At 68.8% G+C, this 17207-nt stretch carries 17 protein-coding genes; 9 read left to right on the top strand and 8 right to left on the bottom strand.

Annotation, left to right across the window (positions count from 1 at the left end; translation table 11 throughout):
- Positions 1-31 precede the first annotated feature (31 nt).
- Positions 32-262 (top strand): PTS sugar transporter subunit IIB, encoded by a 231-nt coding sequence (locus QM806_RS34930; protein ID WP_005563039.1) that lies wholly within the window; start codon positions 32-34, stop codon positions 260-262.
- Positions 259-723, top strand: coding sequence for a PTS sugar transporter subunit IIA (locus QM806_RS34925; protein WP_283294384.1), 465 nt, complete (start codon positions 259-261; stop codon positions 721-723). Before QM806_RS34930 ends, QM806_RS34925 begins: the two co-directional genes overlap by 4 nt.
- Before the next feature lie 19 nt (positions 724-742).
- On the opposite strand, the gene QM806_RS34920 is transcribed toward QM806_RS34925, so the two are convergent.
- The 7 genes from QM806_RS34920 to QM806_RS34890 form a co-directional block, all read right to left on the bottom strand.
- On the bottom strand, positions 743-1486 hold the full coding sequence (locus QM806_RS34920; protein ID WP_005563042.1) for a GntR family transcriptional regulator: 744 nt from the start codon (positions 1484-1486) through the stop codon (positions 743-745).
- A gap of 113 nt (positions 1487-1599) precedes the next feature.
- Positions 1600-2079, bottom strand: a complete 480-nt coding sequence (locus QM806_RS34915; RefSeq protein ID WP_005563043.1) for a DUF1990 domain-containing protein — start codon at positions 2077-2079, stop codon at positions 1600-1602.
- A 69-nt stretch (positions 2080-2148) separates the two neighbouring features.
- Positions 2149-2580 (bottom strand): YkvA family protein, encoded by a 432-nt coding sequence (locus QM806_RS34910; RefSeq protein WP_005563044.1) that lies wholly within the window; start codon positions 2578-2580, stop codon positions 2149-2151.
- A 10-nt stretch (positions 2581-2590) separates the two neighbouring features.
- Positions 2591-4024 carry an FAD-binding oxidoreductase gene (locus QM806_RS34905; protein ID WP_005563045.1) on the bottom strand — a complete coding sequence of 478 codons (1434 nt, stop codon included), beginning with the start codon at positions 4022-4024 and terminating at the stop codon, positions 2591-2593.
- 49 nt (positions 4025-4073) lie between these two features.
- Positions 4074-7097: an ATP-binding protein gene (locus tag QM806_RS34900; RefSeq protein WP_054248055.1), complete on the bottom strand. Its 3024-nt coding sequence runs from the start codon at positions 7095-7097 to the stop codon at positions 4074-4076.
- A gap of 59 nt (positions 7098-7156) precedes the next feature.
- Complete coding sequence (locus QM806_RS34895; RefSeq protein ID WP_005563047.1) at positions 7157-7930, bottom strand: SWIM zinc finger family protein; 774 nt, start codon at positions 7928-7930, stop codon at positions 7157-7159.
- The gene (locus QM806_RS34890; protein ID WP_120660597.1) at positions 7927-10758 is read right to left on the bottom strand and encodes a DEAD/DEAH box helicase; all 2832 of its coding nucleotides are present in this window, start codon (positions 10756-10758) and stop codon (positions 7927-7929) included. The genes QM806_RS34895 and QM806_RS34890 overlap by 4 nt, the downstream gene beginning before the upstream one ends.
- Positions 10759-11131: 373 nt before the next feature.
- On the opposite strand from QM806_RS34890, the gene QM806_RS34885 reads away from it, so the two are divergent.
- The 3 genes from QM806_RS34885 to QM806_RS34875 all read left to right on the top strand — a co-directional run bounded on the left by QM806_RS34885 (position 11132) and on the right by QM806_RS34875 (position 13192).
- Entirely contained in the window at positions 11132-12034 is a 903-nt protein-coding gene (locus QM806_RS34885; RefSeq protein WP_064080126.1) for an NADP-dependent oxidoreductase, read from the top strand.
- Between the two features lie 71 nt (positions 12035-12105).
- A complete protein-coding gene (locus QM806_RS34880) occupies positions 12106-12423 on the top strand; it encodes a hypothetical protein (protein ID WP_005252838.1) in 318 nt (105 codons plus the stop codon).
- 64 nt (positions 12424-12487) lie between these two features.
- Positions 12488-13192, top strand: a complete 705-nt coding sequence (locus QM806_RS34875) for an HNH endonuclease family protein (protein ID WP_005566660.1) — start codon at positions 12488-12490, stop codon at positions 13190-13192.
- A 20-nt stretch (positions 13193-13212) separates the two neighbouring features.
- On the opposite strand, the gene QM806_RS34870 is transcribed toward QM806_RS34875, so the two are convergent.
- Positions 13213-14787 carry a molybdopterin-dependent oxidoreductase gene (locus QM806_RS34870; protein ID WP_167118345.1) on the bottom strand — a complete coding sequence of 525 codons (1575 nt, stop codon included), beginning with the start codon at positions 14785-14787 and terminating at the stop codon, positions 13213-13215.
- Between the two features lie 85 nt (positions 14788-14872).
- Between QM806_RS34870 and QM806_RS34865 the strand changes: the two genes are divergently transcribed.
- The 4 genes from QM806_RS34865 (at position 14873) to uraH (ending at position 17205) form a co-directional block, all read left to right on the top strand.
- Positions 14873-15688 carry a shikimate 5-dehydrogenase gene (locus QM806_RS34865; RefSeq protein WP_005264949.1) on the top strand — a complete coding sequence of 272 codons (816 nt, stop codon included), beginning with the start codon at positions 14873-14875 and terminating at the stop codon, positions 15686-15688.
- Position 15689: 1 nt separating this feature from the next.
- Positions 15690-16157, top strand: coding sequence for a DUF6328 family protein (locus QM806_RS34860; RefSeq protein ID WP_005566666.1), 468 nt, complete (start codon positions 15690-15692; stop codon positions 16155-16157).
- A 197-nt stretch (positions 16158-16354) separates the two neighbouring features.
- The gene (gene uraD, locus QM806_RS34855; protein ID WP_005566668.1) at positions 16355-16864 is read left to right on the top strand and encodes a 2-oxo-4-hydroxy-4-carboxy-5-ureidoimidazoline decarboxylase; all 510 of its coding nucleotides are present in this window, start codon (positions 16355-16357) and stop codon (positions 16862-16864) included.
- Positions 16861-17205, top strand: coding sequence for a hydroxyisourate hydrolase (uraH, locus tag QM806_RS34850; RefSeq protein WP_005566669.1), 345 nt, complete (start codon positions 16861-16863; stop codon positions 17203-17205). The genes uraD and uraH overlap by 4 nt, the downstream gene beginning before the upstream one ends.
- Positions 17206-17207 lie beyond the last annotated feature (2 nt).

Genomic DNA, 17207 nt, shown 5'->3' with positions numbered 1-17207 from the left:
CAGCTCGAACACGAACTACGAGGGAGAACCGATGTCCAAAGCGGACGCAATCATCAGCGGCCTCGGCGGTGCCGACAACATCGTCGAGATCGAGGCCTGCATCACCCGCCTGCGCACCGAGGTCAAGGACGGCGCCAAGGTCGACGAGGCCGCGCTCAAGGCCGCAGGCGCCCACGGCGTCCTCAAGGCGGGCAGCGTCGTCCAGGTCATCGTCGGCCCCGAGGCGGACACGCTGGCCGAGGACATCGAGGACATCCTGTGAGCCTGTCCGTGCAGGCTCCACTGCCCGGCCGCGTGCTCGCCCTGGCCGACGTGCCCGACCCCGTATTCGCCGGCCAGATGGTGGGTTCCGGAGTCGCGATCGAACCGGCGCGCGACCGCGGCGCCCTCGACGTGCTCGCGCCGATCCCGGGCAAGATCCTCAAACTGCACCCGCACGCGTTCGTCATCCTGGACTCGGCGGGCGGCGGTGTGCTGGTGCACCTGGGAATCGACACCGTGAAGCTGAAGGGCAACGGGTTCACCCTGCTGGCAGCGGAGGGCGATGACGTCGACGCGGGTGATCCCGTGGTGCGATTCGATCCGACCGAGATCGACGGCACCGGATACTCCGCCATCTGCCCGATCGTCGTCATGGACTCCAAGCCGGATTCGGTGTCCACCGACACCATCGGATCCGACGTGACCACCGGCGACGCCCTGTTCGACTGGACGGCGCCGTAGAACGGAGGGGCGGCCGGGCTCAGACGCTGCGCTGAGTCCGCTCCCCCTGAACTTCCATTTGCAGTTGGTAGCGATCGGACCGGTACCAGCTGCGGGTGTGCTCGACCGGTGTGGGACCGCTGAAGGACACCCGGTCGAAGTACATCACCGGGGCGCCCTTCTTGATGCCGAGCAGGGTCGCGATCTCCTGGCTCGCCCCGTCGGCGCTCACGGTCTGCTCCGCCCGGTCGATCGGCATGCCGTACTTGTCGGCGGTCGCCCGGTAGATCGAGCCGGTGAGGTCGAGGTCCAGCAGGCCGGGAAGCAGCGCGGCGTTGAACCAGCCGTCGTCGACGCTGACCGGTTCGCCGTCCGCCAGCCGCAGCCGTTTGACGTGATAGGCGCTGGTGTCCGGCGCGATGCGCAGCGCCTTCGCGGTGGCCTCCGGCGCCGCGTCCTCCTCGCTCTGGAGCACCACCGTCGTCGGCTTGTGCCCCTGCGCCCGCATCTCCTCCGTGAACGAGGCCAGGTGGAGTTTCGACTGCACCGGACGATGCGCGACGAACGTGCCCTTGCCACGCACCCGCACGAGGTGGCCCTCGTTGACGAGCTGCCCGATCGCCTCACGAACCGTGATGCGACTGACGCCGTAGTCCTGCATCAGTTTTCGTTCACTCGTCATCAGGTCGCCGGGCTGAAGTTCCTTGGTGCACTTGTGCAGCAGGATGGCACGGAGTTGCTCGTGCTTCGGAATCACGCTGTCGCGTAGATGTACGGGCATCATTCCGGCGGCTCCAGCTCTGTCAGGGGTGAGACACATCGGATCAGGCAGTCGGGCTGCAAAGGTCCCGTCCGGTCCGGTCCAACCACGAGAATACGTGATCCGGGCGCTCCGGCCTACCGTGCGGCCTCGGCCAACGCCTCGAGATATTTGCGCGTCATCACCCTCTGCACGACCCGGCCGGCGGGCCCGCCGAGCCGGGTGAACCACCGATCCGGTTTCGAGAACGCCGAGATGGTCGCGAGGACGGTGCCGTCCGGCCGCTGTTCGACGACGAAGCTCTCCTCGCCGCGCTCGGGGTGACCCGGCAGCGTCCCGTACGCGAATCCCTTGCGATGCGGTTCGTCGAGGACGTACACGACGCGGCAGGAGAACGTCAGCCGGAGCGGACCGATGCCCCATCGCAGTTCGACCGCCGTGCCGGGCGAGGCCGTCGGAGCGTCGGCCCGCACGTCCAGCCCGGCGTCGCGGTGCATCCCCCAGGCACACAGGTGGGCGGCGGCTGCGGCGAATGCGTCTGCCCCGGAGCCGATCACCTTCTGCTCGGTCAGATGGTGATATCCCGCAGGGAAGGGAACGTCGCGGCTCGCCCCCACCTCGGGGTACGTGAACGCGGGCAGGTCGTCTCGGGAGGTACTGATGGCGGGATCCTCTCGGTCCGGACGTCACGAGCAGGTGGGAAGGCACGTTACCCGGCGCACGGCCTCGAGGCCTTCAGGGGTGCCCGGCCAGTGCCGAGCCACGACCTGCGGACCTGCGCGGCGAATCACCGAGCGAAGCGTGATGCCGATGATGATCACGTCGTCGGCGTATCCGATGACGGGGACGAAGTCGGGTATCAGGTCGATCGGAACCGCGAGATAGACCAGCAGCAGGACGAGCCGGACGCGCACCCCCCGGGGCAGGTCGGGATCGGCTGCGAGGCGGCGCAGGAGACGGAGCACGTCCGGGAGCACCCGGATCGTCTCCCCGATCCGGGTGCTGTCGGGTCTCGATCGCCACAGCACGAGCGCCAGCACCACCCAGACGGCCAGCAGGCCCGTTGCCGCGCCGATCAGGACGGGCCATGCAGCCGCCCACACCTGCCCCGGATCCATACGGCTGCGCCTAGTGCTCCGACCGGACCGCGGGACGGATGTTCTGGTTCACATGGAAGAGGTTGTCCGGATCGTACTTCGCCTTCACCTGCGCGAGCCGGTCGTAGTTGCCGAGGTAGGAGGCACGCACGCGGTCCTCACCCTCGGACATCATGAAATTGACGTACGCCCCGCCCGCGGTCGTCGGGTGGAGGGCCTCCCAGTACCGCTTGGCCCAGTCCGTGATGACGTCGGCGTTGGCCGGATCCGGGTCGACACCGACGATCACCCCGGCCCAGCCGCCGTCCCGGTACGCGAACGCCGTGGCATCCTCGGCGACCCGCGTCGCCGCGCCGTCGATGGGATACATGTGCATCGTCGAATGACCGGTGGGCAGCTGACGGCCGAACTCCAGATGGATGTCGATGGCGTCGTCGGAGATCTCCCGAACGAAGTCGGCGCGCCAGTACCACTGCAATCCGGCCGGGTAAAGTCCGTCGAAGGCGGATTGCAATGCGGTGAAGGGCATTTCGTGGAGTCCGACCAGCAGCGGGTTTCCGAAGTCGCGGATCGGTTCGAGTACCGCGTCGGCCTTGTTCGGGTCGCCGGTGTAGCACCAGACGACGCCGCACGCCTTGCGTCCCCACAGTTCCTCCGGGAACGGCGGCGCGGGCGGAATGGTCAGCAGCCCGATCCAGCCGTTGAGTTCCTCGGGCAGCGACGGCAGGAGTTCGCGGTACCACCGCATCACGTCGGGCGTGTCTTCCAGGTCGTACAGCACCGGCCCGCCGACGACGGTGCCGTGGTCGCCGATGTCGTGACACGCGAACTGGAACGATGTGACCACACCGAAGTTTCCGCCGCCTCCCCGCAGCGCCCAGAACAGGTCCGGATGGGATCGTTCGCTCGCCGTCACCAGCGTGCCGTCGGCGAGGACGACATCGGCGCTGAGCAGGTTATCCACGGTGAGACCGAAACGGCGGGTCAGGTAGCCGATTCCGCCGCCGAGCGTCAGTCCGCCGACACCGGTGGACGCGATGAACCCGGACGGGGTGGCCATACCGAACGGCACGGTCGCATGGTCGACGTCGCTCCAGGTGCACCCGCCGTCCACCCGGACGGTCCGGTCGGCGGGCGACACCGTGGTTCCGCGCATCCCCGACAGATCGATCACGAGGGCACCGTCCCACACGCCGAGACCTCCCGCGTTGTGTCCACCGCCGCGAACCGCGAGTTCGACGTGATGCTCCCGCGCGAACTTCACGCACGCGACGACATCCGCGGCGTTGGCGCACCGCGCGATGGCCGCGGGTCGACGGTCGATCATCGCGTTGTACACCGCACGCGCGTCGTCGTAGCCGGCGTCGTCGGGGGTGATCAACTCTCCGCGTAGCGATGCGGCCAGTTCCGCGTAGGGCGGCGGTGTCGTCGTCGACGGCGTCGAATTCGTGGTGGTGGTACTCATAGCCTTCTCCTCGGATCGGTAGGCCCCGGAACGGGCCGTACCTGGTAATTCACACCGTAGGAATCCGGCGTTCGCGCACCGTTCGCGCCGGCGCCCCGCCCGCGAACGGTCCGGCGTCCGCACGCAGTCGCAGCACCTGCGGCAACCACCAGCGGTCGTCGTGTTGCTCGGCGGCGATCCGGGCGGCATCGAGCGTGGCGCGGGCCGCGTCCCTCCACCCGACGTCGATCTGGACCTCCGCCAGCAGTGAGAGCCAGTACGGCATACGCGCGAACGCCCGCTGCCGGCGCAACTCGGCGAGCCCCTCGCGGATCTTCGCGATTCCCGGTTCGCCGCCGAGGAGCCGGCCTTCGAGGATCTGCGACCACTGACTGTAGTAGGCGAAGTGGTAGCGCTCGCACAGCTCCCGCAACTCGGTGAGCGAGGCGAGGAGCGCTGCGTCGTCGCCGCGGATCTGATACAGCACCGCCGCGTATCCCAACGCCACCGCGAGACTGTAGGGGTGGCCGCAGGTCCTGCCCAATGCGAGGGCCTCCGCACACGACCGCGCCGCCTTCTGCTCGTCACCGATCATCCAGTACGCGTGCGACTCCCAGGCGTGGGCATGCACCTCGAGCCTGGTCCCGAGGATGAAGGAATAGTCGTCGGAGAACGATCGCAGCGCGACGTCGAAATGTTCGATCGCATCCCTCGGCCGGCCGAGACCGAGGGCGGCCCCCGCCACGGCGAACTGCGCCTGACCCTCGAACTCGGGATCGGCTGCGGACAGTTCGAGGGCACGCACGCCGATGCCGTGGGCCTGCGCGGTGTGCCCCTGCACGAAGTGTGCCGCGAACAATCCGATCAGGGCACCGAGCACGACTTTCGGCCGGCGCAGACGCTGCCCCAGCTCCACTGTGCGGTCCAGCGTCTGCTCGAGCTCGGTGGAGGAGTACCCGTACAGGGTGGTCAGCGGCGCCGACATGCCCTGCCGCACATCCACCTCGTGAGCGTCCCGGTTGCGGCCCACCGGCATCGCCTCGAGGAGGTCGAGGCAGTCCCGGAAATGCCGCAGGGCCTCCGCGTTCGCGAACACGCTGGCTGCCACCTCGGCGGCGCGCTGCAGATAGTGGAGTGCGCGGTCGGGGCGGCCGCCGCGCCGATACTGCTCTGCGAGGTGTGCTGCCACGTCGTCGGTGCGGCCGGTGTGGAGAAGTTCGAGTCCCTGCGCCAGCCGCCGATGCAGGAGCCAGCGTCGCGGCGGGCTGACCGAACGGTACGCGGCCTCCCGGACCAGGTCGTGCACGAAATCGTAGCCGGTGCCCGCCGGCCGGACGATCCTCCGCCGCCACAGTTCGTCCACCGCCTGGACGAGGGAATCTGCGTTCAGGTCGCTCGCCTCGCTGAGCAGGTCCAGATCGAAATCCGTGCCGAGCGCCGCGGCGAGGCCGGCGACGTCCCGCGCGGGTTCCGAGCACTGTTCGAGCCGCCGCTGCAGCACCTCGCCGAGGTCGTCGGCGGCCCCGCCCCGCCCGGTCGCATTCATGCCCGGCACCATCCTGGCGGCCTCCACGACGTACAGCGGGTAGCCCCCGGTCGCGGCGTACAGGACCGCCTCCTCCGACGGGTCCAGCGCCCGGCCGCCGAGGGACCGCGCCAGTTCCGCGGTCCCGTCCGCGGTCAACGGGTCCACCTCGACGTCCGTGACCAGCCGTGCCGACCGGAGGGCCCGCAGCGCTTCCCGCACATCGTGTCGCGACCGCGCCTCGTCCGTGCGGGCGGTCGCAGCCACCAGTACCCGCATGTGGGTGTCGAGTGAGAGCAGGAAGGCCAGCCAGGCCGTCGTCTCCGCGTCGCACCACTGCAGATCGTCGAGGACGAGCAGGACCGGCCGGCCCGACGACAGCACCGCACGCGTCGTTCCCTCGAAGAAGCGGTGACGCTGCCATGCGTCGACCATCGCCCGGGACGTCGACGGTCGCGGCCCGGGCTCGGCGCTCGGGACGAGCCGTTCGACCTCGGCCCGCCACAACGGATTCAGAGACCCGATCGCGGACCGAAAATCCGGGCTGCGCAGCCACTCGGCGACGGGCGCCAGCGCGACGCGGCCCGGCAGTCCGAAACACCTCGTGGTCGCCACCACCGCTCCGTCTGCGCGAGCGATCTCCGCGAGTTCGGTGGTCAACCGGGTCTTGCCGACACCCGCGTCCCCCGAGACGAGCAGCAGTCCCTGCCTGCCGTCGAGGGACTGCTGCCACCGCCGTTGCAACTCCCCGCGTTCACGCTCCCGCCCGATCAGAGCGGGCACCGCGGTCCGGACGCGTTCGGGCCGGCGAGCCGCGCCGGCACCGACCCTCGGGTGCTCCCCCAGCAGGTTGTCGAACAGCCTGCTGGTCGCCGCGCTCGGCGTGACGCCGAGTTCGGTCTCGAGAACGGCCGCGCATCGGTGGTAGGTGGTCATCGCCGCCGCCCGGTCGCCCGACGCGGCCTGCAGTTCCATGAGAGTCCGGTACCCGACCTCCTCCAGGGGGTCGAGCTGGATACGTCGGCGCGCGCACGCCGTGGCGGTCTCCACGTCACCTGACTCCCGCAACACCCGCACCGTCGCCTCGCAGAGTTCGACGCACTGCCTGCGCAGCACCTCGCGGTGCTCGAGGACCCAGTCTTCGTAGGTTCCGGGCATGAGTTCGCCGCGATAGGTGTCGATCGCGCGGTCGGCGTGATCGAGAAATGCCCGCGGGTCGGAATCGACGAGGGCCGCGACGGCGGCCGACCGCTCGTTGCGGAAGGTGTCGACGTCCACCCGACACGACGACGAGTCCGTCCACGTGAGCGTCGGCCCGTCCGCCGCGAGCGCACCGTCCGATCCGAGGAGGCCGCGGAGATTGTGCAGTTCCCGCCGGAGGTTGGTGCGGGCCTGCTGCTCGCTCGACTCGGGCCAGAACAGCCCCGCGAGGCGGGTCCTGGACTGAGCGAGACCGGCGTGCAGCACGAGGTAGGCCAGCAACGCGATCGCCCGTGACGAGATGGGGCCGACCCTGACATCCTCCGGGTTCGATACGCGCTGTTCGCCGAGCAGGTAGACCGTCAACATGACTGACCAGCTCCCGGTCGCGGAACGAGGCGAACTTCCGCGTTCTCATCATCGCACGGTCAGCGGAAGTGCTGGTACAGCGCTTTCAGCTCCCGGATCGCGGCGTCCACCGCGCGCTCGTCCTCGCTGACCGATCGGATCGCCTTCCGCAGCAGCAGCGGGTCGAGGTCGTCGATCGCCGCCCGGAAGTCGGCGTCGGGCAGGTCGGGCAGCTGGGACTCGTCACCGAACCAGTCGTCGACGTCCGCGTCGGAGGAGTCGCCGCCGACGCCGTCGATCAGCATGTCCAGGTCGACGCCGCGCAGCGTCAGGATCTCGAGCGGGTTCTCGTCGATGCGTTCGGTGGTGAGGTACGCGACCGCCGCCGCATGCTTGCACGGCCAGCCGTCGTCCGGGCAGGTGCAGTCGTAGTTCAGCGCGGACGCCCCGGCGGGCAGCAGCAGGGGTCCGAGAACCTCCGGAACTCCGCCGCCCGCCAGCATCGCGAGACTGCCGGGTTGCCGACGCACCAGCGCGACGAGTTCCGCGACCTCCGCGTCGTCGAGGCGATCGATCGAGACGGTGGCGACGAACGGCTGGAGCTGACTGCCCTGGACCTCTCCCGTGACCATCCCCCCGGCGATCTCGAGCGAGATCACCTGTCCGCTGCGCGCGTAGCTCCGCCCGCGGCTCATCCGGCCCTTGTCGGCGACGAACTCGATGATGTCGACGAATTCGCGGCCCCACCACGTGCGCCCGAACGATCCGCGCTGGGATCGTGCCTCCAGCCCGCCCGTCACCGGTCGACGCTTGCCGTATTGGCCGAAGTACGGCCCGGGTCGCCGATTCGTCATTCGCCCACCGCCTCGTCGCCGAGCCGCAGCAGTTCACCGAGTTGCTCGGTGCTCATTTCCGTCACCCAGTTCTCGCCCGTCCCGACGGCGAGATCCGCCAGCTCCTGCTTGGTGGCGATCATCGCGTCGATCCGCTCCTCCAGGGTGCCGACGCACACGAGCTTGCGCACCTGCACGTCCCGCCGCTGACCGATCCGGAACGCCCGGTCCGTGGCCTGGTTCTCGACCGCCGGGTTCCACCACCGGTCGAGGTGAACGACGTGATTGGCCGCGGTGAGGTTCAGGCCCGTCCCGCCCGCCTTCAGCGAGAGCATCATGATCGGCGGCCCGTCGTCCCGCTGGAACGAGGCCACCATGTCGTCGCGTTTCTGCTTGGAGACGCCCCCGTGCAGAAACGGCACGGGGGTACCGAAACGCTCCGCGAGGTACGGGGTCACGAGGTCGCCGAATTCCCGGAACTGGGTGAACAGCAACGCCTTCTCGTCGTCCGCGACCACCGAGTCCAGGATGTCTTCGACGAGCCCCAGCTTGCCGGAGCGGTGCTGTCCGCGCCGCATCACCGCCGACCCGTCGCGCAGGAAGTGTGCCGGGTGGTTGCACACCTGCTTGAGTTTCGTCAGGGCGGCGAGGACGGCCCCCTTGCGCTTCATCCCCTTCTTGTCCTTGATCTGCGCCATCATGTCGTCGACCACCGCCCGGTACAGCGCGGCCTGCTCGGCAGTGAGGTTGGCACGGACCGTCATCTCGAACTTGTCCGGGAGGTCGGCGATGACCGCGGGATCGGTCTTGACGCGGCGCAGCACGAACGGCGACGTGACGGCGCGGAGCCGGGCGACGGCCGCCTCGTCCTGCTCCCGCTCGATGGGCACCACGAAGCGCTTGCGGAACATCGCCTCCGAGCCAAGGATGCCCGAGTTCGCGAAGTCGAGGATCGAGCGCAGTTCGTCGAGCCGGTTCTCGACCGGAGTGCCCGTCAGCGCGACGCGGTGCGCCGCCGGAATGCTCCGCGCCGCCCGCGCCTGGGACGTCTTCGCGTTCTTGATGTGCTGCGCCTCGTCCAGCACGACACGCCGCCAGTCCTGCTCCTTCAGGTGCGCGACGTCGCGGGCCAGCAGCGCGTACGTGGTGATCACCAGATCGCTCTGCGTCACGGCGGCGGTGAAGTCCTCACCGCTCAGCCGCTGCGGACCGTGGTGGACGAGCACCCGCAGCGAGGGAACGAAGCGTGCCGCCTCGCGCTCCCAGTTGCCGACCACCGACATCGGGCACACCAGCAAGGTGGGTGTCGCGGCGTTCTCGTGTGCCAGCAGTGCGAGCAACTGCAGCGTCTTGCCGAGACCCATGTCGTCGGCGAGGACGGCGCCGAGGCCGAGGCGGCTCATGAAGACCAGCCAGTCGAGTCCCCGCTTCTGATACGGGCGCAGCGTCGCGTCCAACCCGTCCGGGGTCGGCACATCCTGCGGCTTCGTGTCGCCGTCCAGCAACGCGGCCGCCCAGCCGGTGGCCGTGACCTCCTCGACGGGAAGGTCGGAGAGATCGTCCGCGATCAGGTCCTTCAGCAGGTCCACGATGGCCCGGTCGCCGCTCGCGTGCCGCTCCGCCACGTACCGCGCGGCGCGGGAGAGCACCTCCTGATCCGCCCGCACCCACTCGCCGCGCAACCGCACGAGATCACTCTTCGAGTTGACCAGTCGATTCATCTCCGCGGCGGTGAGCACCGTGTCGCCGAGTGCCAGTTCCCAGTTGTACTGCACCAACTGGTCTTTGCCGACGGCCCGGTTCTCCGCGCTCGCCGGAGTGCTCGGCGAGCTCACCCTCAGGCGCATCGACGGCGACGCCACACTCCACGCCCGCGGCAGCAGCAGGCTGATGCCCTTCTCCTTCAACGCCACCGCACCGTGTCCGACGAGGTCGATGACCACGGCGGTGGGCAACATCAGGTCCAGGCTGTCGGGATCACTGGGGACGTCCTGCAGTCGCGGGTAGGCGGCCACGGCCTCCGTCAGCTTGCGCACCCCGATCTGCAGGCGACTCGCCTCCGTGTGATGCAACGGAATCGGCACCGGCGCTTCGCCTTCCGGACGAAGACAGACCTCCAGTCGCCACAGCACCGTGTCCGGATCCCAGTCCCCCTCCACGTCAACGTCTTCCGGCTCGAGGAGCCGCAGCACCAGTTCGGGTTCGTCCACTTTGAGGCTGTCGCGCCACCCGTCCAGCGAACCCGACAGCTGGGCGGTGCCCTCGTCGAACTGGTCGCCGCGCAGCAGCGCTTCGATCAGCGGATGATCCCCGTCGGTGGCGGAATCGTCCGGATGCCGGCGTTCGAGGACACGGCGGGCGACGGGGTCGGTCAGCTCGGTGACCATGTCGTCGAGCACGGCGCGGGGGGTCGTGCCGTGACGCTGGACCGGCGGCATCGCGACGGCCATCTCCGTGAGCCACGCACGCTGCCGCTCACCGCCGAGCAGCCGCCAGCGCGGCCACCAGCCGCCCTCCGCGCGGTGCACCTCGGGCACCACCCGGCCGGCGCGTGCCCACCGCTCGACACCGCGGGCGACGTGGGCGAGGTAGCGCAGATCCCCGGCGACCCGGGGGTCGCGGGCCGACACCGACAGCAGAAACTCCGTCGCGTCCGGCGGTGCGAGCGCCACCGCGGCCCACTCGAGCATCTCCGGCCCCGACGGCGTCGGCATCGGCACCTTCACGTGATGCCGGAACTTCCGTGCCAGCACCCGCCCGACCGCATCCGTCGGCTCCGAGGCGGCCGGATTCCGGTCCTCCGCCCACAGCATGAGACCCGAACCCGGTGTCCAGAGGCCGTGCAGCATGCACCCATCCAAGCAGGTGCGACCGACAGCGCGTGAAATCCCTGCTCGTGACATGTAACCCTCGACCATATTCCACCGATGAACGAGTTGGCGGCTGTCCACGCCGGTAACTCACCGGGATCGCTGCCGTACGTGATCGCAGTGATCGGAGGAAGACAAAATGGACATGGAACAGATCTTGGAAGTCCTCGTTCAGCTCATCCAGGTTCTCGGACCGTTGATGGGTGGCGGCGGAGGCGGCGGAGGCACAGGTTCCCTGGGCGGCCTGTTCGGCTCCTGAGTTCTCACGAGAGGGCCCGCCGACTCCACGTCGGCGGGCCTTCGTCGTGCCCGAATCCCGACCCCGGTTCGTGATAGGACTGTGGGCGTGAGCATGGCATACGGCTTCAGCGAGTACGGCGGCCCCGAGACGCAGCAGTTCTTCGACGTCCCCGTTCCCTCCCCCGGCCCCGGACAGTTGCTGGTTGCCGTCCACGCGGCCGGCGTGAATCCCGCCGATTGGAAGGTGCGGGCGGGAACGCGCAAGGACACCGTCCCCGTCACCCTTCCCGCCGTTCTCGGCCGGGAGGTCGCCGGTGTGGTCGCGGATGTCGGGCCCCGGGTGACCGGCTTCGCGGTCGGCGATGCCGTGTTCGGCGCGACCGCCACCGGCTTCGGCGGCTACACCGAGTACACCCTGGTCAACACGGCCTCTGCGGCGCACAAGCCCGAGCCGGTCTCGTTCGCCGACGCGGCCACGCTCCCCGTCGCGGCGGGAACCGCGTACGACGCGCTGACCACCCTGGATCTGGCGCCCGGCAGCCGGTTGCTCGTCGTCGGCGCGGGCGGCGGTGTGGGGGTGGCGGCGCTGCAGTTGGCCGCGGCGTGGGACGTCACCGTGATCGGAGTCGCGAGCGAGAGCAAGCGGGAGATCGTCGAATCGCTCGGTGCCACCTGGGTGGCGTCCGGAGACGGCCTGGCCGCACGCATACCCGGCCCGGTCGACGCCGTCTTCGACCTCGTCGGGGGTGACGCGCTCGCCGAGGCGGCGCGGGTGGTCGCGGATCCGGCGGCGATCCTCAGCACCGGCGATCCGCTCGCCGCGCGGGATCTCGGCGGCTCGGGGGTGGAACGGCGCCGAACGTCCGCGGTGTTCGCGGAGCTGGCCGCGCTGGTGGCCGACGGGACCCTCGATCCGCGGGTCGCTCACCGATTCCCGTTCGCGCACGCCGGTGACGCTCTCGCGATGGTCGAGTCCGGTCACACGAGCGGCAAGGTCGTGATCGAGTTCGGTTAGCAGGTCTGGCTTTCACCGGTTCCGAGGTAGATGCTGGAGAGACGTAGCTGCCGGACACTCGGGAGTCGGTCATGAGCATCCTGATCCAGGTTCTCGAACAGGGGTACGCGCTCACCACTCCGTGGGAGCAACGGAAGTACGCCTTCGTCGATGCCACGCACATCGTCACGATTCGACTGGACGGACAGTCGGGTGTGTGGCTCGACGGGATGAAACACGGTGAGGCACACAGGCTTGCGGTTACCCCCACCCCCAGCGAGGCGATCTTCTTCCTCCTCCGCACCCTCGATCTGCTCGCGGAATGCCGGCAGAGCGGCGGTTCCTGGGTGATCGGCCACGATGGCACGCACCTGTCGTCGATCGCCGCGGTGCGCCTCCCCTTCACTTGACGTGTCGGGGGCCCGGTGCATACTCCCGGTGGTAGGGGGAGATGGGTCGAGCGCCGGGGGACGCATGAGACTTCTGTACGTGGCCGCGTGGCTGGTGGCGATCCTGACGGTCTGCGGTTGCGGGGTGTCGCTTCTCGACCTCAGCGGCCCCGGCCCGGCACCGGGCAGTCCGCCCCGCGCACACATCGAGGAGTTGCTCGGCCGGGTCGCGACGGTCGAGTCCCGTCCGCACCCCGGCGGATATCAGCGCGGGTGTTCCGGCAAGGAGTTGTGCGTCTTCGGCCCGGCCTGGACCGACGACCAGGACGCCGCCGCCGGCCACGACGGGTGCGACACCCGCAACAACGTTCTCGCGCTCGATCTCCGCTCGGTGGCGTTCCGCGACGGCACCCGCGGCTGCGTGGTGCTGAGCGGGGTCCTCGCCGATCCGTATTCCGGCGAGGTGCTCCAATTCGACCGAGCCGACGCGAAAGCCGTACAGATCGACCACGTCTACCCCTTGGCGGCGGCGTGGGACATGGGCGCGTCGACGTGGTCGCCCGAGCGTCGGCTGCGGTTCGCCAACGACGTCACGTTCAACCTGCTGGCCGTCAACGGTGCGGACAATCAGGACAAGGGCGACCGGACCCCGCAGGACTGGCTTCCGCCGAATCCGGCGTACCACTGCTTCTACGCGGGCAAGTACCTGTCGGTGGCGGTGGAGTACGGGCTTCCGGTGACGCTGGCGGACCGCGACGCGCTCGCCGAGGTGGCGGAGCGGTGTCCGTGAGCACCTCAGAAGACGGTGCCTCAGGACACGGTGAAGGAACGCGTGTGCCAGCCGGTGGCGCCACCCGGGATCGGCGGCGTCCGCTCCTCCACCTGAACGTTGCCGTCCAGATCCGTGGCCCGCACCTGGAGGGTGTGCAGTCCGGATGTGGCCTGCCACTCCCAGGTCCATTGCCGCCAGGTGTCGATGGTGTACTGCGGGGCGAGGGTCGCGGTCTGCCATTCGCCGTTGTCGACCCGCACCTCCACCTTCTCGATGCCGCGGTGCTGTGCCCAGGCGGTTCCGGCGACGAGAACCGGCCCCGGCGCGGTGGGCGTGAACGATGCGGGCACGTCGATCCGGGACGCGGTCTTGATCGGACCTTTCGCGGACCATCCGCGCTTCGTCCAGTAGGCCTCCGCCTTGTCGAAGCGTGTGAGTTCCCAATCCACCACCCATTTGGTGGCCGACACGTAGCCGTAGAGACCGGGGACCACCTGCCGCACCGGATAACCGTGTTCGAACGGCAACGGCTCACCGTTCATCGCCACCGCGAGGATCGCGTCGCGTCCGTCCCGCAAGGCCTCGACCGGGGTGCCCGCCGTGAAGTCGTCGCTACTCGTGGACAGCAGCATGTCGGCGTCGGGGTGCACCCCGGCCTCGTCGAGGATGTCTTTGATCGGGTAGCCGATCCACGTGGCGTTGCCGGCGAGGTTTCCGCCGACCTCGTTGGACACGCACGTCAGCGTGACCACCCGTTCCACGGGCGTCCTCGCGACCAGGTCGTCCCACGTCAGCGTGACCTCGCGGTCCACCATGCCGTGGATGCGCAGTTTCCAGTCGTCCGTCGTCAACCGTGGGACCCGTAGTGCGGTGTCGATCCGGTAGAACTCCTCGTTCGACGTGACGAACGGGGTGGCGCCCGGCACGTCGATGTCGGTGCCCGGAGCGATCGGGGCCGCCCGGTCCGTCACCTCGGGAACGGTGAAGGCGCTGCGGTTGTCCAGAGCTCCCGCGGCTTGCTGCCCGAGGTACCGGCCGGCGGCTCCCGCGGCCGCGGCGGTCGCGGCGGCGGTCGCGGCCAGCAGAAGAAAAGTTCGGCGCGGCAACCACGAATCCTCGGCGTCCGAGTGCTCGGGTGCCCGCGCGGCGGCCGTCAGCACCCGCAGAACCGCGATGCCGGCGACGACCCCCACCACGGTCGGCAGCGCACACATCCACGTGGCGCTGGGGCGCTGGGTCGAGGCGTAGATTCCCACCAGCCCGAGAGCCGCCAGGATCGCGCTGCCGAACGGGGCGCGGGGACGCTCGACGATGCCCGCGATCGCGGCAAGGAGCACGATGAGGATCGTCATGCCGACGAACAGGGCGGGTTTGTCGTTGGTTCCGAACGTGTCGATCGCGAACTCGCGAGCCCAGGCGGGACTGCGGTCCACCGTCGTCGATCCGACCGCATAGAACGGCGACGAGTTCGGGTCGATCAGCACCGACAGCAGTTCGCCCACCCCGAGCACGATGCCGGCGGCGATCACTCCGGCGAGCGCGCGGGAGAGCAGGTGCCGCCGTCTCCGGGGCGTCCGCGCCGCCTCGTGCCGGTCACCGATCGTCGTCGTCATCGCAGCCCTGCTCCTTTGTCGTCGTCACCGTGTATTCGGAGCTGAGAACGCGCACGGATGGGAGCCCACTACTAGTATTTACCGGATGAACCAGCTCGACAAAGACACTCTTCTCTGCATCTCGCTCTCCGGCCGACCGAGCAACATCGGCACCCGGTTTCACAATTATCTGTACGGCGAGCTGGGCCTCAATTTCGTCTACAAAGCGTTCACCACCAACGACCTCCAGGCTGCGGTCGGCGGCATCCGCGCGCTGGGGATCCGCGGTGCCGGTGTCTCCATGCCGTTCAAGGAGCGGATCATTGAGTACGTCGACGTGATGCACGAATCGGCGTCGGTCATCGAATCCGTCAACACGGTGGTCAACGAGGACGGGGTGTTGCACGCCTACAACACCGACTACCAGGCCATCGCGAACCTGTTGCGCGACAACGCATTGCACCACTCGCTGTCCGTGGCGGTGGCCGGGAGCGGCGGAATGGCCAAAGCTGTGGTCGCCGCCGTGCGCGACTACGGCTTCACCGACGTCACCGTGGTCGCCCGCAACGAGACGACGGGCGGCGCCCTCGCGAAGCAGTACGGATTCGACTGGCAACCCGAACTCGGCGCGGCACGGCCGGGGCTCCTGATCAACGCCACCCCCGTCGGCATGGCGGGCGGTCCCGAGGCCGAAGATCTGGCGTTCGAACTCGACGCGATCGACGCGGCGGAGGCCGTGTTCGACGTGGTTGCCATGCCCGCCGCGACGCCGCTGATCCGTGCCGCGGCCGAACGCCACAAGACCGTCATCACCGGTGCCGAGGTGATCGCACTGCAAGCCGCGGAGCAGTTCGTCCTCTACACCGGCGTGCGCCCGTCCCCCGAAGAGATCCGCAGGGCCTCCGAGTACTCACGGTCGTGAGGTGAGCACCGCCGAGACACCCGCGCAACGGCTCGCACGCAACTTCAGCGAGCTGCTGCAGGAACTCCGTGTCGCGCAGGCAGGCGTGCAGATCCTGTTCGCCTTCCTCCTCGCGGTCGCCTTCACCGAGGCGTACGCGGAGCAGCCGTTCGGCCTGCGCATGCTCCATCTCGTCACGGTGCTCCTGGCAACGGTGTCCTCGGCCCTGCTCATCGCCCCGGCGGTCTGGCACCGGGTGCTGTTCCGCCAGGGCCGCCGGGTCGACATCCTGCGCAGGGCCAACCTGTTCGCACTGTGGGGTGTCGGATTTCTCGCCGCAGCCATGACCGGAACCGTGCTCCTGATTGCCGAAGTGGCAGTGGGCGGTCCGGTCGCGATCGTGATCGGCGTGGTGGCCGCGCTGATGTTCGCGACGCTGTGGTTCGTGTTTCCCCGCCTGTTCGATCACGATACGGGCGGCGCGGACTAGAGACCCGCAATTCGGCGCGACCGCGTTCGTACACTGTTGTTCTACAACAGCTTTCACATGTCGAGACTCCAGCACGCCACGGATCGCACTCGCATCCGAATCTGGATCAATTCAATTTTGGGTCTTGACATGAATTGTGACCCCTGTCACGCTTCTCTATACGGAATCATTATTTCGCATTGTGGAAGAAGGGTCGCATGGATCTCGATGCAGGACTCCAACGATTCAACGAGGCTTCACAGTCCGAGGCAACGGAACTGGCGCGGATCTGCCTGGACATTCCCCGGTGGGCAGACGAACTCGTGTCCGCCCGGCCGTACACCGATCGCGCCTCACTTCTCACTGCAGCCAGGACGGGGGCCGGCCCGCTCTCCGCGGACGAGATCGAGCAAGCCCTCGCCCGCCATCCCCGAATCGGTGAACCCCCGGGAGGCGACGACGCCGAGGCGCACCTGGCACGTTCGGAGCAGTCGAACGTCGATTCGTCCGACGCGGCGGCGCGGAAACGGCTCACCGACGGCAACCGTGCCTACGAGGACAAATTCGGACGGGTCTTCCTGGTCCGCGCCGCCGGCCGGAGCACGTCCGACATCCTCACCGCACTCGACCGTCGGCTTCTCAACGACGAGGCCGGCGAATTAGCCGTTGTTGCAGAGGAACTGCGCGACATCGCCGCACGTCGTCTCGCCGGGATGCTGGACGCATGAGCGACGTCAGCCAGGTCACCACCCACGTGCTGGATGCGGCCGAAGGCGTGCCCGCGCGGGAAGTGCCGGTATCGCTGACGGTCCAGCGCGACTCCGCATGGATCACCGTGGCCGACGCCGTCACCGACGACGACGGACGCGTCACAACCCTGGGCCCCGCCCGACTCGAGCCGGGCACCTACCGGATCGTCTTCGACACCGGACGCTACTTCGCCGCGAAGGGCCGTCCGGCGTTCTACCCCGACATCACCATCACGTTCGCCCTGACCGACAGCGAACAGCACTACCACGTACCAGTCCTTCTCAGCCCGTTCGCATACTCGACCTACCGAGGGAGCTAATC

This window comes from Rhodococcus sp. IEGM 1351, assembly GCF_030056875.1.
Classification (GTDB): Bacteria; Actinomycetota; Actinomycetes; order Mycobacteriales; family Mycobacteriaceae; genus Rhodococcus_F; species Rhodococcus_F opacus.
Note: the sequence above shows the minus strand (reverse complement) of the source record. Positions and strands in the feature narration are given on the sequence as shown.